This is a genomic window from Acrocarpospora corrugata (assembly GCF_009687845.1).
Classification (GTDB): Bacteria; Actinomycetota; Actinomycetes; order Streptosporangiales; family Streptosporangiaceae; genus Acrocarpospora; species Acrocarpospora corrugata.
In genome coordinates this window covers 1-21,781 of sequence record NZ_BLAD01000070.1, presented here as the reverse complement: position 1 = coordinate 21,781, position 21,781 = coordinate 1, and the positions used below count along the sequence as shown (strand labels likewise).

Sequence of the window (21,781 nt, the reverse complement as noted above, 5' to 3'; positions counted from 1 at the left end):
TCGCAGCAGGGCGAGAATCGCCGACTCGGCGAGCGACGCAGGCGGGATCAGTGGCCATGGCCTGGGCTTCCGCCGAATGGCGTCGTGACGCCGTCATAGTGGAGTCGCAGCATCATGCCCTGGTGCGCGTGGGGCAAATTGTGACAATGGTTCATCCAGATTCCGGGATTCGCAGCGCGGAACGCGACCTCCCATGTCTCGCCTGGCCGGACGTCGAATGTGTCCACCCACAGCGGGCTGCCCGTCGACGGCGTCCCGTCCCTGGACAGGATCAGCACGGGATGGCCGTGCAGGTGCCAGGGGTGCGTTTCCAGGCTCCGGTTGACGACGGTGAACCGGACGATGTCGCCTTTGGCGACGAGCTGGCCGGGGATGGAGGGGTGGCCCCGGCCGTTGACGGTGTGCGCGTACGCCGGTTGGCCGTCGACCATGGCCGCTCCGCGGTCGAGGACCATGGTGAAATGCCGGTCGGCATCGCGGGCGTCGAAGGGTACGGCGGCCGGAGTTCCGTACCGCAGCAGGTCGAGCTCCGGCAAGCCGGAGGTGTCCTCGATGCGCGCTTCACCGGGGTCATCGCCATGCAGGCGCAGTCCGCCGTCACGATCGTCGTCGACAACGAGTGCCACGGACGTGTCCGGCATGAGGAACACCAGGTCGTATCGCCCGCCTGCGGGCAGGTGCAGTGCGACGCCGCTGACCTCGCCGGGCTGGTTGAGGTCTCGGCCGTCGACGGCTGCCATCCGGAACGGGGTTCCGGCGAGGACGAACCGGTGCGGATCCGAGTCGGTGTTGATCAATCGCAGCCGGACGGGTGTGCCTGGTGGTGCGAGGTGTTCGGTTCGGCCGTCTCTGCCCGCGATCACGACGGTGCCGCCGAAGGTGTGCACGGGCAGGGTCAGGTCCACCTGCCCGTCGGCCGGCTGCCGGTCGCGCGGTGTTACGACGAGGGTTCCGTACAGCCCGTTGCGTACGCCGAGGTGAGACGCGTGATGGGTGTGGTACCAGTAGGTGCCCGCCTGGTCGGCGCGGAACCGGTAGACGAAGTCCGCACCGGGTCGCACGGCCAGCTGGGTCACACCCGGCGCGCCGTCCTCACCGCACGGTACGTCGTAGCCGTGCCAGTGCAGGGTCACGCCGTCGTCGATGTCGGCGTTGCGCAGCCGCACTTCGATCAGGTCGCCCCGGGTCGCGGTGATCGCCGGACCCGGGACCTCGCCGTTGTAGGTCCACGCGTGGATCTCTCGTCCGGACGGGAGCCGTACGGTGGCCTTCTTCGCGGTGAGTACGGCTCGCCGCACCGTGCCACCCGGTGCCGGTGAGCCGGGGCCCCGTAGGTCGGCCACTGACACGGCCGCTCGGGACGACCGTCCGGGGCCGCCTCCGATGGCCTCCGATTCGGCGGGGAGGAACGACAGCCCGGCGCCGGCGCCGGCCGCGGTCACCGCGACCGCGCCGCCGGTCCAGCCGATGAACCGGCGGCGCGAGATCCCGCGCCGACCCTCCGAATCAGCGGTGTTCTCGATGGGAGGCGCGACCACGCGCGCGGTCAGCAACGCGCCGGCGCACACCAGCGAGATCGTGATCAAGGCCGTGCTCAGGGTGAGTGGGTACCCGGCCAGGACGGTCACCACAAGACCGGCCAGCGCCGCGTAAGCCGTGGTGAGCACCGAGACCACGCCGCCTGCCGACCCACCGTCGCCGCGCCCCCGCCGCGCCGCGAGCAGCACGGCCCCGGCTCCGGCGACCCCCAGCATCGGCAACCCCAGCAGCACCTTCTCCTGGACGAACCACCAGCCCCGGGCGGCCAGCATCACCACGGTGACCATCCGGACAAGCGTCACGAGCACCGCCGCGACCAGGGCGGCGAACGCCAGCCGGGTCCGCCGGAGCGCCAGTGCGACGCCGGCCGCGAACCAGGTGGCGATGCCCAGCAGCGCGACGACGTGATCCAGGATGATCCACTGCCCGGTGGTCATGGCGCCTGTCGCGCGGGGGTGGCCGGCCTGGACAGCTGTCCGGCCTGGCGGGCGATCATCCCGGCCACTGCCAGGATGGCGAGACCGTTGACCGCGTGCAGACCGAAGACGAGCTCGCCGGCGGCGCCGTCGAGCGCTTTGGCGATCGCCCCGATCACGAACTGGACGACCGCGAGCCCGGCGACCAGGCCGCTCATCCCGATGAGCCGCCCGGGCATCCGGGCTATCGCGGCGACGATGGTTACCAGGACCGCGAGCAGGATGATTCCGGCGCCCAGCATGCGGTGCGTCTGGAAGGACTCGTCGTTGGGCGCCGTGTCGAACGCACTGCTGGCGGCCAGGAAGAACTGTGCGACGACGGCCAGCACCTGCAGGGTCGCCAGCCCGGCGAAGGATCTACGCATGGCGCGCTCCTTGAGGTGGGTGAGGGTGAGCGTTCATGACGGAGATCGTCGCGCCGGTGAGGCTGCCGTGGCCTCTGCCAGCGGATGACAGCGTCTACGCAATTGGGCGTAGCCGATTCGTGTCTCGCTACGCCTGTCGCCGTAGTAGGTCGCGCGTCTGGGCGGAGCGCTGTCCGTACCCGAGAACAGTAGGATCACGGCATGAAACGCCGCGCAGTGCCGTTCCGCCTGCGTGTCGGGACGCAAGACGTGGTGATCGCGCTCTTCGTCACCGTGATGCAGGTGCAGGGCACGCTCGCCCGCGTTGCCGCCGAGGGGGCACCGCGTCCGCTCACCGACTTCGGAAACCTCGGATTGGCGCTGCTGGTGGTGAGTGGCCTGGTCCTGACCGTCCGCCGACGGTGGCCGGTGCCGGTGTTCGTCATCGCCGCACTCGCCAGCTTGGTGTACTACGGTCTCGACTTCCCGGACGGGCCCGGCTGGCTCGCGCTCTTCGTCGCCCTGTACACCCTCGCCGCCTACGGTGACGGGCGCCGGTCATTGGTGATCGCCGGTGCGGGTACGGCGGCGCTCGCCATCGGGTGGTTGTTCGCGGCGGCCGACATCGAGCCGCGCGCCGCCATCGGCTGGGTGTTCTTCCGCATCGGTGTGTCGATCATGAGCGCGGCCCTTGGCGAGTCCGTCCGGTCCCGTCGGGTCATCGCGGCCGAAGCCCAGGAGCGTGCGGAACTGGCTGAACGGACCCGCGAGGAAGAAGCGCGAGCGCGGGTCGATGCCGAACGGCTCCGGATCGCGCGCGAAGTCCACGACACCGTCGCGCACGCCATCGCGATCATCAACGTGCAGTCCGGGGTCACCGCGCACGTGCTCGACAAGAGACCGGACCGGGCCCGCGAAGCGTTGCAAGCCATCGAGCAGACCAGTTCCCGGGCGCTGCGGGAGATGCGAACCATCCTCGGCGTGCTCCGTGACGACAACGACGGCCGCGTGCCACACCCCGGCCTGGAACAGATCGACGAACTCACCGCCAAGGCACGCGAGGCCGGACTGGACATCACGCTCGAATCGACCGCGCCCGCGACGCCGTTGCCAAGCGCGGTGGACAGTGCCGCCTACCGGATCCTTCAGGAGTCGATCACCAATGTGATCTGTCACGTCGGCCCGACCCGGGTGACGGTCGCGCTGAACCCGGGGACCGACGTCCTGGAGATCCGCGTGACCGACGAAGGCCGCCGCACCGGTGACGCCTCCGCGGATCGACCGTCCGGCAATGGCACGGACACGTCGGCCAAGGCGGGCCGCGGGATCCTGGGCATGCGCGAGCGCTGTCAGCTGCTCGGCGGAGAGCTCGACGCCGAGCCGACTCCGGGCGGAGGTTTCCAGGTCACGGCCCGGCTGCCGCTCGCACCGACCGGGTCGCTCCGATGAACACCGCATCCGGGTCACTGTCGACCACCGCTCCGATCAAGGTGCTGCTCGCCGACGACGAGAAACTCGTGCGATCCGGATTCAAATTGCTGCTCGACCTCGAAGACGACATCACCGTGGTCGGAGAAGCGACCAACGGCGCCGAAGCCGTCGAGGGCGCCCGCGCCACCCGCCCCGACGTCGTCCTCATGGACATCCGCATGCCGAAGGTCGACGGAATCCAGGCCACCACCCAGATCACCGGGATGCGCGGGCTGGAGCGCGTCCGGATTCTCATCCTCACCACCTACGACACCGACGCCTACGTTTTCGAAGGACTGCAAGCCGGTGCCAGCGGCTTTCTGCTCAAGGACGCCGGACCGGCCGAACTCCTGCATGCCATCCGGGTGGTCGCCGCCGGAGACGCCCTGCTCGCGCCGCGGATCACCAGGCGTCTCATCAGTCAGTTCACCGCGCGGCGAACGGCAGCCAGTGCCGCGGAGGACCGGCTCGCGGTGCTCACCGGGCGCGAACGAGAAGTGCTGGCGCTGGTGGGACGGGGTTTCAGCAACGACGAGATCGGCGCCGAACTGTTCCTCAGCCCGGCCACCGCGCGCACCCATGTCAGCCACGCGATGGCAAAACTGGGTGCGCGTGACCGCGCGCAACTGGTTGTCATCGCCTACCGAACAGGGCTGGTCAGCCCTGACGCCTGACTGCTTAGCACACCACAACGCAGCGAGTATCATGACCCTCGCCGAGCGGATCGCCTCCGCACTCACCCGCGTGCGCCACCGTCGGCTGGCTCCTGGCTCCTGGCCACCGGCCTGCCGGCCCAGGCCGCCGCCCGTACCGCCGACAACCCTGCCAGCAGCTCTGTCCCGGCCTGCACGTACCAGGTCACCGGCGTGCGGGCGGGCAACCAACTCCGCAACCAGCCGCCGCGGGAACGGAGAACACCCTGTCGGCGTTCCGGCGCGCCCTGACGGCGGATTCCGACCGCGTCGAACCGGATGTGCGATTCACCAAGGATCACCGGCCGGTGCTGATGCACGACGCCACGGTCGACCGCGCCACCACAGCCACCGGACGGGTCTCCGACATGACGCTGGCACAATTCCGCACGCTGCGCACCGCCCGACGGCCCGCGACCACCGACCCTCGACCAGGCCCTGCAACTGTTGCGGGGCAAACCAAGGAGACCCTGGTGGAACTGAAGCAGGTCCCGACTCTGCTGACCTGCACTCCCTGCAAGAGCTCTACCGGCGGTTGTCGGCCTCGGCGTGGGCCAGCCTGACCTCGTTCTTCCCCTCGGCCCTGCGCACCGTGCGCTCCGCCCCGGCCCGCAAGGGCCTGCTATCGGTATCCGCACCACCGGATCGTCACCGACCAGACCCCGGCCTACCTGGCCTGGGCCGCACAAGGCTGCCGGTCGTGAGCCCACGACCAAGCCGAGCGCGAAATCCGCCCCGAACCCGATCCGCCGAACCGACCCGACGGACATTCTCCGCGCCCGCTGGGCCCAGTTTCCTGGACCGCCGCGTCCCTGTCGCGCTCGTCCCACCGGCCGTCGTACAGGCTGGCGGGGCCGATCCGTTCCTTGACGTGCGGAGAGACGGCGTTGCAATGGTCAGCCACACGACATGTTCGGCCTCTTGGGGGTGGCTGAAGCAGCAGCCACCGGCACAGTTCGAGGATCTCCGCCTCGGTCACCTCCGGCAGTTGGTCACGCTCATCCCAGCAGTCGGCCTTCTCCGCCAGGATTGCCGACCCCGCCAAGACTGTTCTCTTCGAGATCAGCGTTCGGGTATCGGTTCGGCCTGCCTGGTCAGCGCCGATATCCGCCCCCCGCGGCCAGCACGATCTGGATCACCAGCTCGATCAAGTCGCTTCCCCGGTGTCGGCGACTCCGTGCAGCACACTCCCGCGAGATGGCCGCCGACCTGCAGCAGCCGGGGGCGGAGAGCCGATCACCTCGCTCAACGATCACCACCCCACAGGCGTTCCCGCCCGAGAGGCAGCCGTCAACCGCACGCACCCGAGGCCAAGGGCGGTACGGCAGCCTGGACACGCCACCGCAGCCAAGCGGACGCTTACGCGGCATGGCCCGTTGGCAGGGCTGGCTACGGCGGTCGCGTTTGTTCTTGCCGATGGTGCTGGGGCGCCGATTACGGCATCGCCGTCCCGGCCCGTTCCTCGACCATCGCTCCCAGAGCCAGGAAGGACTCCACACCGGGCGTGACAAGCGTGCGGAAGGCGGCGTCCAGTTCGGCCAGGTGTCGCGGTGAGCTCGGCGTCGACCCACCTGCGCAACATCACCAGGAAGGCGCCCACGACTCCGGCGACGAGGAGTTCGAGCCGGGCCGAGGCGATCGCCCCCCGGGCTTGGAGCTCATCCCGGACGACCGCGGCCAGCATCAGCTCGCCCTGGGCCATGACCACACCGCCGCCCTTGCGTCCGAGCAGCGCCTTGACCAGCGGGCCTTGCTCGGCGACGTGTTCGAACATGGCCAGGCTGAAAGACAACAGAGGCCCGTCGCTCCGGGCCGCCGGGTGCTGACCAGCGCGAACACCTGACGCCCAGCGGCATGACCCCGGACATGACCGATCTCCGCCAGGTGTGGGCGCAGATCCCCGCGACCGGCGCGGTCGGCGGCACCCGCTGGCCGTGATGTTCGCGCTGGTCCAAGCGGCGCTCGTGTCCGGCGCCGTGTCGTACGCGGCGATCCGGCACTGGATCGCCCGCGCCCCGCAAGAAGTCCTCCAGCGGATCGGAGCCCGGCATGACCGGCGGACCGGCCGCTACCACGCCCCACACCCCGACACGGTGTGCCGCACACTCGCCCAGGTCGGCTAGGCCTGCTCGGCTTCACCAACGTCGCCGATGGCACCCGATGGGCACGCGACGACTTCCGCAACCCGCTGATCGCTCTGGGTCTGACGATGTGAGAACTCCTTCAACCCTGGGCCGCTCCTGGTCCGATGATCACCAATTTCTGGCGATTGGAGTTCTACCCGGGGCCGCTTTCAAAGCGCTTGACAGTCTCTTGCGAGGCTGGCTCGTAAGCCGGTCCCCACCTGGGGATATGGTGTCGACGTGTCAGGTTCCCGTGCTCCCCTCCCCGCCGCCGACCTTGCCAGGACCGTGGTCTTCGCCGCCTTCATCGCGGTGCTCGGCATCTTCCCCGGCGTCTACGTCGGCACCTCCGGCATCCCCATCGTGCTGCAGAACGCCGGCCCGCTGCTGGCCGGCAGCCTTCTGGGCGCCCGCCGCGGGGCCATGTCCGTCGCGCTGTTCCTGGCGCTGACCGCGCTCGGCCTGCCGCTGCTGTCCGGCGGCCGGGCCGGGATCGGCCCGTTCCTCGGCCCGAGCGGCGGCTTCCTGCTGGGCTGGATCCTGTCCGCCCTGGTCGCCGGTCTCATCGTGGCGCGCGCGAAGCGCCCGGGGCTGCCCGTGCTGCTGGCCGCCAACGCGGCGGGGCTGGCCGCCGACTACCTCATCGGCGTGCCGTGGCTTGGCTTCTACACCGGCGACCTGCCGGCCGCGGCGGTCCAGTCGCTGACCTTCCTGCCGGGTGACGTGGCCAAGGTCGTGGTGGTCTCGCTGATCGCCGCCCTGCTCTACCGTGCTCTGCCGGGACAGCTGGCGGGATCGGCGAAACGGTCCGCGTGAGGCTCGCCACGCCGCCGATCGTCGGCTCGGGCGCGGTTCCCGCCGAGCCGCTCGCGCGGGCGCACGGAGCCGCGCGGTGGCTGGCCGATCGCGGGGTCGCCGAAGGTTCGCGGGTGGCGGTGGATTCGCCTGACCCGCTGCCCTGGTTCCTCGGGGCGGACCTGCTCGGCGCGGCCTGCCTGGTGGTCGAGCCGGCCTGGACGCCGCGCGAGCGGGACGCGGTGCTCGCCGACGCGCGCCCGGTCCTGGTAGCCACCGGCGTCGCGGAACCGAGCGCGGACGGCATGGCGCCGGCGGGCGACGACGGCACGTTCTTCTACCTGCCGACGACCTCGGGCAGCAGTGCCCGGCCGAAGGTGCTGATCCGGGACCGCGGGTCGTGGCTGGGCAGCTTCGCCGCGCTCGGCCCGCTGCCCGGCCCGGTGCTGATCCCGGGCCCGCTCAGCTCGTCGCTGTTCCTGTTCGGCGCCCTGCACGCGCTCTGGTGCGGCCGGCCGATCCTGCCGCTGACCCGCTGGGAACCGGAGGCCGCCGCGCTGGCCGCGCGGCGGTGCGCCACCGTCCACCTGGTCCCCGCCATGCTGGCGGGACTGCTCGACGTGCTGGAGCACGACCCCGGACTGCGGCGCGGCTGCGCTCTGCGCAGCGTGGTCTGCGGTGGCGCGCATCTGGGCGACCGGACGCGGGAGCGGTTCGCCCGGCTGCTGCCCGGGGCGGAGCTGGTCGAGTACTACGGCTCGGCGGAGCATTCCCTGATCGCGGTGCGGCGTGGCGACGGCGGCCTGCGCCCGGTCCCGGGCGTGCGGCTGGAGGTCAGGGACGGCCTGCTGTGGGTGAAATCGCCGCTGGCGTACGGCGGCCGGCTGGATCAGGGCGCGCTGTCGCCCGCGCGGGAGTGGTCCACGGTGGGCGATCAGGTCGACATCGACGATGGCGGCCTGCTGACCGTGCGGGGCCGGGCCGGCGCCGTCGTGTCCAGCGGCGGCAGGCTGGTCGCCGCGGCGGAGGTCGAGGCGGTGCTACGCGCCGTGCCCGCGGTGGCGGACGTGCTGGTCGCCGGCACCCCGCATCCGACGCTCGGCGCGATCGTGACCGCCGTGGTCGAGACCGCCGCCGATGGGCGGCCCACGCTGCGCGAGCTCCGCGCGGCGGCGCGGGCCGGTCTGGAACCCGGCAAGCGGCCACGGCGCTGGCTGGCGACCACGGCGCTGCCCAGAACGGCGTCGGGCAAGCCCGCCCGCGCCGTCGTCGCGCAGCAGCTGCTCGACGGCACGCTGGCCGCGGAGCCGCTGCGGTGACCGGCGACCTGACACCGGTCGTCGTGGCGGCCAGGCGCACCCCGATCGGCAGCGCGGGTGGCGCGCTGCGCCGTTTCGCCGCCGACGAGCTGGCCGCGCCGGTGCTGCGGGCCGTGCTGGCCGACGCGGGCCTGGACACGGTGGACGACGTGCTGCTCGGCAACGTCTTCGGGCCGGGCGGCAACCCGGCCAGGGTCGCGGCCCTGCGCGCCGGCCTCGGTCATGAGGTGCCGGGGCTGACCGTGGATCGGCAGTGTGCCAGCGGCCTCGCGGCGATCGTGCTCGCGGCGGCGATGATCCGTGCGGGCGCGGGTGAGGCGTACCTGGCCGGGGGCGTGGAGAGCGCCTCCACCGCCCCGCTGCGCGCCTGGCCCGCGCGAGCGGGCGACGAACCGCCGGACTTCTACACTCGGGCGCCGTTCGCGCCGGCCGAGATCGGCGACCCCGACATGGGCCCCGCCGCCGACCTGGTGGCCGCCGAGGCCGGGATCTCGCGGGAGCGTCAGGACGCCTTCGCCGTTCGCAGCCATGCCAGGGCGGTACGCGCCCAGCGGGCGGGCCGGTTCACCGCCGAGCTTGTCCCGATCGGCGGTGTCGATCGGGACGAACGGCCACGCGCCGGCTTCACGGTGGAACGCCTGGCCAGGTTCCGGCCCGCCTTCACGCCGGACGGCACCGCCACCGCGGCCAATTCCTGCGGGGTCAATGACGGCGCGGCGGCTGTGCTGCTGGTGAGCGAGGCCTATCGGCGCCGCCACGGGCTGCCCGGCCTGCGGCTGGTCGCCTCGGCCACTTCGGCCGTGGATCCGAACCGGCTCGGCCTCGGCGCGGTGCCCGCGATCAAGTCCGTACTCGACCGCACGCCTGACGTGGTCGAATTCAACGAGGCGTTCGCAGGCCAGACTCTGGCCTGCCTGGACAGCGCCGGCATCGACGAGCACACGGTCAGTCCGGACGGCGGCGCGATCGCGCTGGGGCACCCGTGGGGGGCTTCCGGTGCCGTGCTGGTGGTCCGGCTGTTCGCGACCCTGGTCCGGCGGCGCGGTTCGGGCTTCGGCCTCGCCGCCCTGTCCGCGGGCGGCGGCGTCGGCGTGGCGACGACCTGGGAGGCCGTGTCGTGATCGAGTTCGCGGATGTGGGGCACCGGTACGGCGACCGGGTCGTCCTGTCCGGCGTGGACCTGCGGCTGGCCGAGCAGCGGGTGGCCTTCGTCGGCGCGAACGGTTCCGGCAAGTCCACCCTGGCCCGCATGATCAACGGCCTGGTGCCTCCGACCAGCGGCCGGGTCCGGGTGGACGGCCTCGACCCGAGCCGCGACGGCCGCGAGGTCCGCCGCCGGGTCGGGTTCGTCTTCGCCAACCCGGACAGCCAGATCGTGATGCCGACCGCGGGCGAGGACGTGGCGTTCTCGCTGCGGCGCAGCGGACTGTCCAAGCGGGAGCGCGCAGAACGGGCGGCCCAGGCGCTGGCCGAATACGGGCTGGACGGCTACGCCGACCATCCGGCGCACCAGCTCTCCGGCGGGCAGAAGCAGTTGCTCGCGCTGTGCGCGATGCTCGTGCTCGATCCCGACGTGCTGGTCTGTGACGAGCCGACGACGCTGCTGGACCTGCGCAACAAACGGCGGTTCGTCGAGCGGCTCACCGGGTTGCGGCAGCAGATCGTCCTGGTCACGCACGACCTCGACCTGCTCGAATCGTTCGACCGCGTCATCGTGCTCGACGAGGGCCGCGTGGTGGCCGACGACCGGCCGGAGCACGCGCTGCGGCACTACCGGACGCTCGTCACATGACCGGCTGGTACGAACCGGGGACCAGCCCGCTGCACCGGATCCCCGCCGGGTGGAAGTTCCTGGCCGTGCTCGCGCTCGCGGCACTGGTGTTCGCGCTGCGGTCGCCGGTCTGGCTGGGCGGCGTCTGCGCGGCCGTGCTCCTCGGGTACGCGGTGGCGCGGGTCACGCCCCGGCGGTGCCTGCAGCTCGCCCGGATGCTCGGGATGCTCGTGCTGCTGGTGTTCGCGATGCAGTGGTGGCTGCTCGGCGCCGGCCAGGCCCTGGTGGTGTGCCTGCGGATCGTGGCGGCGCTGGCCGCCGCCAACCTGTTCACCGTCACCACCCGGGTCGAGGACCTGGTGTTCGCGGTGGAGCGCGGGCTCCGGCCGTTCACCCGGCTGGGGGTCAGACCGGACCGGGTCGGCCTGCTGATCGGGCTCACCCTGCAGGCGGTGGCCGCCCTGTCCATGATCTCCGCCGAGGTGCGGGAGGCCGCCAAGGCCCGCGGCGCGGAGCGTTCGATCCCCGCGTTCGCGGTGCCCTTCCTGGTCAGGACGTTGCGGCACGCCGACGAGCTGGGCGAGGCGCTCGCCGCCCGTGGCGAAGGCGACGGCTGAGCGTTCCGTCAGCCGCCGGCCGCGTCGTACAACCGGAAGGCCAGGTTACAGATCACCAGCGTCTCCAGGCTGTCCAGGTCCGCTTCGAGCAGCCTGCCGATCTGAGTCAGCCGGTACCGCAGCGTGTTGCGGTGCACGTGCAGGGCTTCGGCCGTCGCGTGCTGCCTGGCGTCCAGCCGCAGGTAGGTCCGGAGGGTGTGCGTCAGCTGACCGTCGGCCTTGGCGTCGTGGTCGATCAGCGGTTGCAGCACCTCCCGCGCGGCGTGCTGGCCGCCCCGCCCGGCGGCCGCCGCCACGATCGAGGTCAGGTCGAACGCGCGGGAGCGCTGCGGTCTGGCCAGCTCTTCTGTGACCATCGCCCGGGCCGAGGCGAGCACCAGGCGGATCTCCTCGGCGTCCCTGGCGGGCCCGGCCACCACGATCGCCCGGCCGGGCATCTCCCGGCGCAGGACTTCGAGGACCTCGCCGGTCGTGTCGCCGGTGCCGCCCTGGGCGAACAGCACCAGAAGCTCGCCGCTGCGCACCGAGCGCACCACGGGCAGCACCTGCTCCACGGCCAGGCGCAGGCGCAGCGAGTAGCCGGCCGAGAACGCGGGTTTCGGCGCGGCCAGCAGGACGACGGTGGGCACGTCGCTCTCGAAGCCGGCCACGCGCAGCGCCCGGACCAGGGTCGGGGTGGGCGTGGTCCAGTCGGTCAGGCCAGTGAGCACCGCGGCCATCCGCGTCGCGTTCGACGGCTCCTCCTGCAACCTGCGGGTCAGGTCGATGGCGACCAGTGTCGCGGCCGAGCTCATCGCCATCCGGACGCTCTCCACGGCCATCCCGGAGCGGCCGACCAGGATGTGGTCGTGCGCGCCCGCCTGGTCGAGCGGCACCGCGTGGTATCCGGTCGTCCCGCTGGTGGCCAGTCCCTGCAGCACCAGGTCCATCCGCCATTCCCGGTGCAGCGGCCAGCTCGCCACCACCCTGCCGTCGATGTCGAGGATGGCCGCCTCGCCGCCGATCTCCTCGGCGATCCGCCCGAGCAGGGTCATCAGCGGCGCTTCGTTGGAGATGAGCTGCGCCAGCTCCGCGGCGAGGTTGGACGCCCGGCCCATGTCCTTGAACCGGTCCGCGACGATCATGTCGGCCACGAACTCGCTGATCCGTACGAACGGCACGCTGTACGGCACCAGGAGCACCGGCAGCCCCACCGCGGTGGCGCTCTCCACCAGGGCCCGGGGCACGTCGGCGTGGGTCAGCCCGCATCCGAAGCCGATGGCCGTGACCCTTTTGTGCTTAAGCCGATCCGCGAAGGTCCGCCATCCCTCTTGATCGTTCGCCTGGATGAAGGCACCGGTGGTGAGCAGCAGCTCACCGCCCCGCAGGAACGGCGCGGGGTCCACGAGTTCGGTGGACGCCACCCAGCGGACCGCGCGTTTCAGCAGGTCAGGGCTGGTGGGCGTGACCAGGCTGAGCTCCAGGACGGTCTCGGCCATGAGCTGATCCAAGCTCAACGCCATGGGGGCATTCCTCCCGATAAATCACCCGTGTTAGGCAATTGCACAGTACATGGCGTTTGAGCTTGGCCACGCCGCACGTAGACGCTGCGAAGAGCCTCGCTGTTGACTGCTCCCATCCCACCGACCTGCGTAGTTCCGGCATGCGGAACCCCCTAAGGGGAGATATTCGTGCAGTTCACACGCTATTCCGCCGTCCTCGCGACCGCGGCCGCCGCCACTCTGGCGCTGTCGGCCTGCGGCTCGTCCACCCCCACCGACTCCGGCTCCGCGGCCGGCCCTGCCGCGGAAACCACGGCGGCCGCGAAGAGCTGGGCCCCGGCCAAAGTCGACGTCTGGGCCGACCTGTCCATGGACAGCGCGCGCAGCAAGGCCGAGTACGCCCCCGTCGGCAAAGCCGAGAAGCCGTGGAACATCTGTGTGTCCGTACCTCACATGAAGGACGCCTACTGGCTCGGCCTGAACTACGGCGTGGCCGAGCAGGCGCGCGAGGCCGGCGTCAACATGACGATGGTCGAGGCGGGCGGCTACGAGAACATCGACAAGCAGATCCAGCAGGTCGAGGACTGCGCGCAGAGCGCGGACGCCGTGGTCATCGGCGCCATCTCCTTCGACGGGCTGAACAGCACGGTGGAACGGCTGGCCGCCGCCGGCAAGCCGGTCATCGACGTCATCAACGGCATGTCCAGCCCCAAGGTCACCGCCAAGTCGCTCGTCTCCTTCCACGACCTCGCCCAGATCGCCGCCGAATGGGTGGTCAAGGACTCGGCCGGTCAGCCGGTCAAGGTCGCCTGGTTCCCCGGCCCGAAGGGCGCCGGCTGGTCCGAGGACGGCGAGCGCGGCTTCAAGGGCGCCCTGGCCGGCAGCCCGGTGGAGATCGTCGACACCAAGTGGGGCGACACCGGCAAGGACGCGCAGAGCCAGCTGATCGAGGACGTGCTCGCCGCGCACCCCGACATCGACTACATCGTCGGCACCGCGGTCACCGCCGAGGCGGCCGGGCCGATCCTGCGGGACCGCGGCCTGACCGACAAGATCCGCGTCGCCGGTTACTACTTCACGCCGGGCACGTACACCGGCATCGAGCGCGGGACCGTGCAGGCCGCGCCCAGCGACAGCACCGCCATCCAGGGCCGGATCGCCATCGACCAGGCCATCCGCGCGCTGGAGAAGAAGGACTTCCAGCAGCATGTCGGGCCCGAGCTCGTCATGGTCACCAAGGACACGCTGAAGGACTTCGACGTGTCCACCACGCTGGCCCCCGACGGCTGGTCCCCCACGTTCCAGGTCAAGGCCGGCAGCTGAGTTGTCTCCGATGACCGAACCTGTGCTTCGGGTCCGCGGGCTGACCAAGAAGTACCCGGGCGTCACCGCGCTCGACCAGGTGGACTTCGACCTCCGCCGCGGTGAGGTGCATGTGCTCTTCGGCGAGAACGGCGCCGGGAAGTCCACCCTCATCTCCATCGTCTCGGGGGCGCAGCGCCCGGACGGCGGGACCATCGAGGCCGGCGGCCGGGCCGTCGAACTGTCCGGCGTCGCGGCCGCACGCGCGCTGGGCATCAGCGCGGTGTTCCAGGAGTTCTCGCTGATGCCCACGATGACCGTGGCGGAGAACCTGGTGATGGGCAGCGAGCCCGGCAGGTTCGGTTTCGTCGACCGGCGCCGGATCAGGAGGCTGGCGCGGGAGCGCCTGGACGAGTTCGGCTTCCGCATCGCACCCGACCGGCTGGTGGAGACGCTGAGCCGGGCCGAACAGCAGATGGTGGAGATCGCCAAGGCGTTCCGGCCCGAGCTCAGCGTGCTGATCCTGGACGAGCCGACCGCCTCGCTCACCGATGAGGAGGCCGAGCGGCTGTTCGCCCTGGTCGAGGAGGCGCGCGGGCGCGGCATCGGGATCATCTACATCACCCACCGGATGGCCGAGATCCGGCGGCTCGCGGACCGGGTGACCGTGCTGCGGGACGGCCGCCTGGTCACCACGGTCCCCGGCGACACCCCGGACGAGCAGCTGATCAACCTGATGACCGGCCGGGTGGTGGAGGACCTCTACCCCGAACTGCCCGTCCCCGGCACCGATGTGGTGCTCGCCGCGCGCGGCCTCACCACCTTCGACGGCTCGGTACGGAACGCGAGTTTCGAGCTGCGCGCCGGGGAGATCGTCGGTTTCGCCGGGCTGATGGGCTCGGGCAAGTCCGCCGCGGCCCGCGCCTGTTTCGGCCTGGAGCGGGTGGACTCCGGCACGGTCACCATCGCCGGGCAGGACCTGACCGGCGCCAAACCCGCCGCGGTCATGAAGTCCGGCGTGGTCTACCTGCCCAGTGACCGCAAGCAGGAAGGGCTGTTCCTGGAACGGCCGCTGCGGGAGACCGTCACCCTGCCGTGGCTGCGCCGGGCGCCCATGTCCACCGGCCCGCTGCTGCGACCGGGGCGGGAGCGCGCGGTGGCGGGTGACATGCTGCGCCGGATGCAGCTGAGCCCGGCCGACCCGGAGCGCCCCGCGGCCAGCTACTCCGGCGGCAACCAGCAGAAGGGCCTGCTCGGGCGGGCCCTGCTCGGGGAGTGCACCACGTACCTGCTGGACGAGCCGACCGTCGGCGTGGACGTCGGCGCCCGGGTGACGATCTACGAGCGGATCGTGGCGCTCGCCCGGGCGGGCAGCGCCGTGCTGGTCGTCTCGTCCGAGCTGCCGGAGATCCTGCACCTGTGCCACCGCGTGTACGTGTTCTCGCACGGGCAGATCACCGCGGAGCTGACCGGGGCCGACATCAACGAGGAAATGATCTTGCGCCACATGATGCATTGGGGCGAACCAGCAGCAAAGGACATCGCATGACCGCCAGCAGTCCCGCCGTCGCGCGACCGCGCAACCTGATGGTCTCGCTCGCCGCCCGGGGGTTCGTCAAGATCGGCGTGCTGCCCGTCCTGGTCCTGGTCGCGCTGGTGGTGTTCGCCAGCATGTCGGACAACTTCCTGACCGTGGAGAACATCCACTCGGCGCTGCGGCAGAACTCCTACATCGTCATCGCCACCCTGGGCCAGTTCATCGTGCTGCTGACCGGCGGGTTCGACCTGTCGATCGGCGCGGTGACCGCGCTGGTCTCGGTGAGCACCGCGATGGCCATGGTCGCGCAGGCGGAGTCGTCCTCGCCGCTGACCGCGGTCCTGGTCGGCATCGCCGTCGGCATGCTGGTCGGCATGGGCTGCGGGCTGGTCAACGCCCTGGGCATCGCGAGCCTGAACATCAACCCGTTCATCATGACGCTGGCCACGGCCTCGGCGTTCTCCGGACTGGCGCTGATGCTCACCTCGGGCGTGCCGGTCGCCGGGCTGCCGGTGGAGTTCAGCGACTGGCTGGGCTTCAACAAGATCTTCGGGATCGGCGTCCCGATCTGGATCGCCGCCCTGGCCGCCGCCGGCCTCTGGGTCCTGCTGACGCTGACCCGTCCTGGCCGCCACATCTACTCGGTCGGTTCCAGCCCCAAGGCGGCCAGGCTCTCCGGGATCAGCGAGTTCCGCACCCTGCTCCTGGCCTACGTGGCGGCCGGCGGGCTCGCGGCCATCGGCTCGGTGCTGCTCACCGCGCGCATCGAGACCGGGGAGGCGAACCTCGGCGCGTCCCTGCCGCTCCAGACGATCGCCGCGGCCGTCATCGGCGGGGTCAGCCTGCGCGGCGGTTCCGGCCGGGTCATCGACGCGGTGCTGGGCGCCGTGTTCATCGGGATCGTCGCCAACGGCATGAACCTGGCGCAGATCAACTCCTACTACCAAATGATCGTCACCGGGGCCGTCCTGGCGCTGGCCGTCGTCGCCGATCGCCTGCGCAGCCGGCTCGCGGTGGCCGTGTACGCCGGAAAGGTATGAACATGAAGATCACCCTCAACTCTGACATGGGGGAATCCTTCGGGATCCACTCCTTCGGGAACGACCGGGCGCTGCTGGGCCTCATCGACACGGCGAACGTGGCCTGCGGTTTCCACGCCGGCGACCCGAGCGGAATCCGGGAGACCGTCACCGGCGCGGCCGCCGCCGGGATCACCATCGGCGCCCACCCGGGGCTGCCCGACCTGGTCGGCTTCGGACGGCGGGAGATGAAGCTCTTCCCCGAGGAGGTACGCGACATCGTGCAGTACCAGGTCGGCGCGTTGAAGGGTTTCCTCGACGCGGCGGGTGTCCAGCTCGACCACATCAAGCCGCACGGCTCGCTGTACGGCATGGTGTCGCGGGACGAGGCGCTGATGGACGCGGTCTGCGACGTCGCCGCGCAGTACGAGGTCCCGATCTACGGAATGGCGGGCACGGCCCACGAGCGGGTGTCCGCCGCCCGGGGCATCCCGTTCCTCGCCGAGTTCTACGTGGATCTCGAGTACGCGGCCGACGGTGGGCTGATCATCGCCCGCCGGCCGCACGCCACCCCGGTCGAGCGCGCCGTGGAGCGGATGACCGTCGCCCTCACCGAGGGCGTGGCCATCGCCGTCACCGGCGAGCGGGTCCCCATGAAATTCGACACGGTCTGTGTGCACTCGGACACGCCGAACGCCGTCGAGGTGGCCACCGCCATCAGAACCGTCATCGACTCGCAGGATTCCGTATCCGGAAAGGCCCACCATGTCTGAACACGTCGTGCAGTCTCCGCTTCCCGGCATCTTCTACACCAAGCCGTCGCCCGACCAGCCGCCCTTCGTCGAGGTCGGCTCCGTGGTCACCGCGGACACCACCGTCGGCCTGGTCGAGGTCATGAAGCAGTTCGCCGAGGTCAAGGCCGGGGTGAACGGCACGGTGACGGAGATCCACGCGGAGAACGAGAGCATCATCGGCCCCGGGGACGGCATCCTCACCGTCGAGAAGGGCTGATCGCGGTGCGCAAGCTGCTTGTCGCCAACCGCGGTGAGATCGCGGTGCGCGTCATCCGGGCCGCGCGGGAGCTCGGGATCGGCACCGTGGCCGTGTACAGCGAGGCCGACCAGGACGCCCTGCACGTCAAGCTGGCCGACGAGCGGGTGCTGATCGGCCCGCCGGCCGCGTCCCGCAGCTACCTGAACATGGACGTCATCGTCACCGCGGCGGTGGACCTCGGCGCGGACGCGGTGCACCCCGGCTACGGCTTCCTGTCCGAGCGCGCCGAGTTCGCCGAGAAGGTCACCGCGGCCAGGCTCGCCTTCGTCGGGCCGTCCGCGGAGACGATCCGGCTGATGGGCGACAAGGCCAGGGCCAGGTCCGCCGCCGAGGCGGCGGGCGTGCCGACCGTACCCGGCTCCACCGGTCCCGTCGACGGCCTGGCCGAAGCGCTGGCCGAGGCGGAGCAGGCCGGATACCCGGTCGCGGTGAAGGCCGCGGCCGGCGGCGGCGGGCGCGGCATCCGCGTGGTGGCCGACGCCGCCGAGCTCACCGAGGCGCTGCCCGTCGCCAGGGCGGAGGCCCAGGCGGCCTTCGGCAGCGGACTGGTCTACATCGAAAGGTTCGTCCCGAACGCCAGGCACATCGAGGTGCAGGTGTTCGGCGACGGGCAGAACTTCGTCCACCTGGGCGAACGCGAATGCTCGATGCAGCGGCGGCGGCAGAAGGTGATCGAGGAGGCCGGCGCGCCCGGCCTGCCCGAGCACGTGCGCACCGCGATGACCGAGGCGGCCGTCGCGCTGGCCAAGGTCTCCGGCTACTCGGGCGCGGGCACCGTCGAATTCCTCTACGACTCCGCGCGCGGGGAGTTCTACTTCATCGAGATGAACACCAGGATCCAGGTGGAGCACGCGGTCACCGAGATGGTCACCGGCCGCGACCTGGTCCGCGAGCAGCTCACCGTGGCCTCCGGCGCTCCCCTGTCGTTCGCCCAGTCGGACGTGGAGTTCCGCGGCCACGCCATCGAGATCCGGCTCAACGCCGAGAGCCCGGACTTCGGGTTCATGCCCAGTCCCGGCGTCATCACCTCCATGCGGATGCCGGGCGGCCCGTTCGTCCGGATCGACTCGGGCTTCGGGCCGGGCAGCGAGGTCAGCCCGTTCTACGACTCCCTGCTCGCCAAGATCGTCGTCTGGGCGGACAGCAGAGCGGCGGCGGTCGCCCGGATGGCCAGGGCCCTGGACGAGGTCGAGGTCGAGGGCGTCGCCACCACCGCGAGCTTCCTGCGCAGGGTGATCGGCGTCGCGGAGTTCCGCGAGGGCCTGTACCACACGACCTTCCTCGAAGACTGGATCGCCGGCGGCGCCGGCAAGTGAAGGAGCACATCTTGCGTAGATCAGGCGAGAGTCGATACTCCTGGGGCGGCGACGAGCATCTGGTCGTCCAGTTCGCCGAGGCCATGAGCCTTGAGGTCAACTTCACCGCGATGGCGGTGTCGAAGATCCTGAACGACGACCGGCTGCCCGGGATCGTGGACATCTGCCCCGCGAACGCGTCTCTGCTGATCAGGTTCGACCCCGACGTGGCGGCGCCCGCCGCTGTCGAGGCGAGGGTACGGGCGGCGGAGGAGCAGGTCGCCGGAGCACCCGCCCGGAGCGTCGAGACCCGGATCTTCGAGGTCCCGGTCTGGTACGACGACCCGTTCACCAACGAGACCGGGTCCAGGTTCCGGGACCGGCACCAGCGGCCTGAGGGCAACGACCTGGAGTTCGCCGCCGTCGAGAACGACATGGACTCGGTCCAGGCGTTCATCGACGCCCACTCCGGTTCGCCCTGGATCACGTCCATGGTCGGCTTCGTGGCCGGCCTGCCGTTCATGTTCCAGATGGTCCCGCAGGAACGGCAGCTGGAGCTCCCGAAGTACCTGCGGCCGCGCACCGACACCCCGGCGCTGACCATCGGCCACGGCGGCTGCTTCGCCTGCATCTACTCGGTACGCGGCGCGGGCGGCTACCAGATGTTCGGCGTGACCCCGGTGCCGATCTTCGACCCGGAGCAGCGGCTCGCCGACTTCAACGACTTCATGGTGTTCTTCCGCCCCGGCGACATCGTGAAGTTCCGCAGCATCGACAACGCCGAGTACGACGCCATCCGCGCGGAGGTCGAGGCCGGCGCCTACCGGTACCGGCAGCGGCCGGTCACCTTCGACCTGGACCGTCTGCTGGCCGACCCCGACGGTTACAACGCCGAACTTCTGGGAGCCCTCTATGGCAGTTGAGATCATCGAGCCCGGGCTGGCCGCCAGCATCCAGGACCGGGGGCGGCCGGGCTACTACAGCGTCGGCATCCCGCCGTCGGGCGCGGCCGACCTGCGCGCCGCCGTCACGGCCAACCTGCTCGTCGGCAATCCCCCCGACGCCGCCGTCATCGAGGCGCCGTACATGGGGCCCGCGCTGATGTTCGACGCGCCCGCGGTGGTGGCCGTCACCGGCGCCACCATGCCGACGCTGCTCAACGGCGCGCCCGCACCGCAGTGGGAGTCCTTCCCGGTCGCGGCCGGAGACCAGCTGACCTTCGGATTCCTGCGGGCGGGCGCGCGGATCTACATCGCCGTCGCCGGCGGGTTCGACGTGCCCGTGGTGCTGGGCAGCAGGTCCACGTACGCGCTGGGCGGCTTCGGCGGCTTCGGCGGCAGGAACCTGCGAAAAGGTGACGTGATCCCGGTCGGCCGGGCGAACGGCGGCCCCGGCAGGGCCGTCCCCGAGGAACTGCGCCCCGCCTACCGCCGCGAGATCGAACTCCGGGTCGTCCTCGGCCTGTACGACTACCGGCTGACCGAGGCGGGCCGCAACTGCCTGCTGGAGTCGGAGTGGACGCTGACCCCGGTCGCGGACCGCACCGGTTTCCGGTATTCCGGTCCCGTCCTGGAGTGGGAGGAGCGGATCCAGCCGTTCGGCGCCGGATCCGACCCCTCCAACATCGTGGACGCCGGCTACCCGATCGGTTCGATCCAGGTGCCCGGCGGAGTCGAGCCGATCATCCTGCACCGCGACGCGGTCTCCGGCGGCGGCTACGCCATGGTCGCGACGGTGATCAGCGCCGACCTGAACAGGGTCGCGCAGTGCTCGCCGGGAACGCGCACCCGGTTCGTGCCGGTGACCCTCGACGAGGCGTTGCGGGCTCGCGCCGACGATCAGGCCAGGGCCGCCAGGCTGCGCGAGGCGTTGGAGGCGACTCGCTGATGCCGCCGTCCGAGCGGCTCGCCGCCCTGGGCCTGACGCTGCCCGCCGTGCCCGCGGCCGTGGGGGCCTACGTCCCCGCGGTCCGGCACGGCGACCTGGTGATCACCACCGGCCAGCTCCCCTTCGTCGACGGCGCGCTGCCGCTGACCGGGCTGGTCGGCGTGGACGTCACCGTGGCGCAGGCGGCGGCCCTGACCCGCCAGGCGGCCCTGAACGCCGTCGCCGCGGCCGCGGCGATCCTGGGCGGGATCGACCGCATCGCCCGGGTGCTCAGCGTGACCGGGCACATCGCCTGCGGCCCCGGCTTCACCGGGCACCCGGCCGTGCTCGACGGCGCCAGCACCCTCATGGTGGACCTCTTCGGCGAGACCGGCCGCCACGTCCGCACCAACGTCGGCGCGGCCCGGCTTCCGCTGGACAGCCCCGTGGAGGTCGGCATCATGGTGACCACCGCCATTTAACCCGCACCTGTCACCTCGCCGAGGCCCGCGGGAGTAGTTGCCGCGACCTCGGCGGCTACAGGAAGCGTCGACTCCTCACGAAGGGTTATGGCGCAACCGCGTCAAACCCATCGCCTAGCATTTGAGCTGCACGTTCTATGCGGCTCGGTGATACTCGCCGACGAGCACCTGCCGATCTTGCTCATGACCAAAGATCGCCAGGACGAAATCCGGTGGAGCCAGTGTGCCTGGCCGAGTAGCCGGGGGCATCGCAGCCCCCGGCCCTCACAGATCCGGACGTGACAGTCTCCCGTCATCCGGCTCGTGCCGTCTCTACTTTCAGGTCAATACCGCAGCGCCCAATGCGCGAACAGCTTCGGGGCACTTTCCCTCACCCGTTGCAGCCATTTATACGCACGCCTGTTGCTACATTTCAGTCGCTTGTACTTGTTCCGTGCCCAGTGCATCAAGATACGGTCAACGCGCCTGCATAGCGGGATCACCACGCTCGGATAGAACACGGTGAAGTAGGCCAACCAGCCCCGGAGGACCGGATTTGCCTGCCGAGCGATGTCTTCCAGTGTCAGGGTCGTGTGCCGAGGGATTTGGGTGCAGTTCCCT

General features: G+C 71.0%; 24 protein-coding genes. 19 read left to right on the top strand and 5 right to left on the bottom strand.

The window, feature by feature from the left end; translation table 11 throughout:
- Positions 1–47: 47 nt before the first annotated feature.
- Positions 48–1,976: a multicopper oxidase family protein gene (locus Acor_RS27790; protein ID WP_155339714.1), complete on the bottom strand. Its 1,929-nt coding sequence runs from the start codon at positions 1,974–1,976 to the stop codon at positions 48–50.
- A complete protein-coding gene (locus Acor_RS27785; RefSeq protein WP_155339713.1) occupies positions 1,973–2,380 on the bottom strand; it encodes a DUF6220 domain-containing protein in 408 nt (135 codons plus the stop codon). Before Acor_RS27785 ends, Acor_RS27790 begins: the two co-directional genes overlap by 4 nt.
- Before the next feature lie 249 nt (positions 2,381–2,629).
- Here Acor_RS27785 and Acor_RS27780 point away from each other — a divergent pair, with 249 nt between their 5' ends.
- Both Acor_RS27780 and Acor_RS27775 read left to right on the top strand, forming a co-directional pair.
- Positions 2,630–3,808, top strand: coding sequence for a sensor histidine kinase (locus Acor_RS27780; RefSeq protein ID WP_246239177.1), 1,179 nt, complete (start codon positions 2,630–2,632; stop codon positions 3,806–3,808).
- Positions 3,805–4,503: a response regulator transcription factor gene (locus tag Acor_RS27775; protein WP_155339711.1), complete on the top strand. Its 699-nt coding sequence runs from the start codon at positions 3,805–3,807 to the stop codon at positions 4,501–4,503. Before Acor_RS27780 ends, Acor_RS27775 begins: the two co-directional genes overlap by 4 nt.
- A gap of 62 nt (positions 4,504–4,565) precedes the next feature.
- Here the strand turns inward: Acor_RS27775 and Acor_RS44710 are convergent, their stop codons facing one another.
- Complete coding sequence (locus Acor_RS44710; protein WP_246239175.1) at positions 4,566–4,841, bottom strand: hypothetical protein; 276 nt, start codon at positions 4,839–4,841, stop codon at positions 4,566–4,568.
- Between Acor_RS44710 and Acor_RS46410 the strand changes: the two genes are divergently transcribed.
- The 8 genes from Acor_RS46410 (at position 4,749) to Acor_RS27735 (ending at position 11,146) form a co-directional block, all read left to right on the top strand.
- Positions 4,749–5,084, top strand: coding sequence for a glycerophosphodiester phosphodiesterase (locus Acor_RS46410; RefSeq protein ID WP_422664841.1), 336 nt, complete (start codon positions 4,749–4,751; stop codon positions 5,082–5,084). The two genes, Acor_RS44710 and Acor_RS46410, sit on opposite strands and share 93 nt — an antisense overlap.
- A 941-nt stretch (positions 5,085–6,025) precedes the next feature.
- Positions 6,026–6,364: a hypothetical protein gene (locus Acor_RS27765; protein WP_155339710.1), complete on the top strand. Its 339-nt coding sequence runs from the start codon at positions 6,026–6,028 to the stop codon at positions 6,362–6,364.
- A gap of 43 nt (positions 6,365–6,407) precedes the next feature.
- A complete protein-coding gene (locus Acor_RS27760) occupies positions 6,408–6,644 on the top strand; it encodes a transposase family protein (RefSeq protein ID WP_155339709.1) in 237 nt (78 codons plus the stop codon).
- A gap of 240 nt (positions 6,645–6,884) precedes the next feature.
- Positions 6,885–7,460 carry a biotin transporter BioY gene (locus Acor_RS27755; protein WP_155339708.1) on the top strand — a complete coding sequence of 192 codons (576 nt, stop codon included), beginning with the start codon at positions 6,885–6,887 and terminating at the stop codon, positions 7,458–7,460.
- Positions 7,457–8,758, top strand: a complete 1,302-nt coding sequence (locus Acor_RS27750) for a class I adenylate-forming enzyme family protein (protein WP_218034523.1) — start codon at positions 7,457–7,459, stop codon at positions 8,756–8,758. Before Acor_RS27755 ends, Acor_RS27750 begins: the two co-directional genes overlap by 4 nt.
- Positions 8,755–9,879, top strand: a complete 1,125-nt coding sequence (locus tag Acor_RS27745; protein WP_174876202.1) for a thiolase family protein — start codon at positions 8,755–8,757, stop codon at positions 9,877–9,879. Before Acor_RS27750 ends, Acor_RS27745 begins: the two co-directional genes overlap by 4 nt.
- Positions 9,876–10,550: an energy-coupling factor ABC transporter ATP-binding protein gene (locus tag Acor_RS27740; protein WP_155339707.1), complete on the top strand. Its 675-nt coding sequence runs from the start codon at positions 9,876–9,878 to the stop codon at positions 10,548–10,550. Before Acor_RS27745 ends, Acor_RS27740 begins: the two co-directional genes overlap by 4 nt.
- Positions 10,547–11,146, top strand: a complete 600-nt coding sequence (locus tag Acor_RS27735) for an energy-coupling factor transporter transmembrane component T family protein (protein ID WP_155339706.1) — start codon at positions 10,547–10,549, stop codon at positions 11,144–11,146. The genes Acor_RS27740 and Acor_RS27735 overlap by 4 nt, the downstream gene beginning before the upstream one ends.
- An 8-nt stretch (positions 11,147–11,154) precedes the next feature.
- Here Acor_RS27735 and Acor_RS27730 read toward each other — a convergent pair whose 3' ends face one another.
- Positions 11,155–12,648 (bottom strand): PucR family transcriptional regulator, encoded by a 1,494-nt coding sequence (locus Acor_RS27730; RefSeq protein ID WP_155339705.1) that lies wholly within the window; start codon positions 12,646–12,648, stop codon positions 11,155–11,157.
- A gap of 168 nt (positions 12,649–12,816) precedes the next feature.
- On the opposite strand from Acor_RS27730, the gene torT reads away from it, so the two are divergent.
- Genes torT through Acor_RS27685 form a run of 9 tightly spaced genes read left to right on the top strand, consistent with a single transcriptional unit; the run spans position 12,817 to position 21,181 of the window.
- On the top strand, positions 12,817–13,950 hold the full coding sequence (torT, locus tag Acor_RS27725) for a TMAO reductase system periplasmic protein TorT (RefSeq protein ID WP_155339704.1): 1,134 nt from the start codon (positions 12,817–12,819) through the stop codon (positions 13,948–13,950).
- 10 nt (positions 13,951–13,960) lie between these two features.
- Positions 13,961–15,478 carry a sugar ABC transporter ATP-binding protein gene (locus Acor_RS27720; RefSeq protein WP_246239174.1) on the top strand — a complete coding sequence of 506 codons (1,518 nt, stop codon included), beginning with the start codon at positions 13,961–13,963 and terminating at the stop codon, positions 15,476–15,478.
- Positions 15,475–16,506, top strand: a complete 1,032-nt coding sequence (locus tag Acor_RS27715) for an ABC transporter permease (RefSeq protein ID WP_155339703.1) — start codon at positions 15,475–15,477, stop codon at positions 16,504–16,506. Before Acor_RS27720 ends, Acor_RS27715 begins: the two co-directional genes overlap by 4 nt.
- Before the next feature lie 2 nt (positions 16,507–16,508).
- Positions 16,509–17,258, top strand: a complete 750-nt coding sequence (pxpA, locus tag Acor_RS27710; protein ID WP_170317112.1) for a 5-oxoprolinase subunit PxpA — start codon at positions 16,509–16,511, stop codon at positions 17,256–17,258.
- The gene (locus Acor_RS27705) at positions 17,251–17,496 is read left to right on the top strand and encodes an acetyl-CoA carboxylase (RefSeq protein WP_155339701.1); all 246 of its coding nucleotides are present in this window, start codon (positions 17,251–17,253) and stop codon (positions 17,494–17,496) included. The genes pxpA and Acor_RS27705 overlap by 8 nt, the downstream gene beginning before the upstream one ends.
- A 5-nt stretch (positions 17,497–17,501) precedes the next feature.
- Positions 17,502–18,854: an acetyl-CoA carboxylase biotin carboxylase subunit gene (locus Acor_RS27700; protein WP_155339700.1), complete on the top strand. Its 1,353-nt coding sequence runs from the start codon at positions 17,502–17,504 to the stop codon at positions 18,852–18,854.
- Positions 18,855–18,865: 11 nt separating this feature from the next.
- Positions 18,866–19,756 (top strand): 5-oxoprolinase subunit B family protein, encoded by an 891-nt coding sequence (locus Acor_RS27695; RefSeq protein WP_170317111.1) that lies wholly within the window; start codon positions 18,866–18,868, stop codon positions 19,754–19,756.
- Positions 19,746–20,720, top strand: coding sequence for a 5-oxoprolinase subunit C family protein (locus Acor_RS27690; protein WP_155339698.1), 975 nt, complete (start codon positions 19,746–19,748; stop codon positions 20,718–20,720). Before Acor_RS27695 ends, Acor_RS27690 begins: the two co-directional genes overlap by 11 nt.
- A complete protein-coding gene (locus Acor_RS27685) occupies positions 20,720–21,181 on the top strand; it encodes a RidA family protein (RefSeq protein WP_155339697.1) in 462 nt (153 codons plus the stop codon). The genes Acor_RS27690 and Acor_RS27685 overlap by 1 nt, the downstream gene beginning before the upstream one ends.
- 323 nt (positions 21,182–21,504) lie before the next feature.
- Here the strand turns inward: Acor_RS27685 and Acor_RS46405 are convergent, their stop codons facing one another.
- Entirely contained in the window at positions 21,505–21,765 is a 261-nt protein-coding gene (locus Acor_RS46405) for a group II intron maturase-specific domain-containing protein (protein ID WP_422664840.1), read from the bottom strand.
- Between the last annotated feature and the right edge of the window lie 16 nt (positions 21,766–21,781).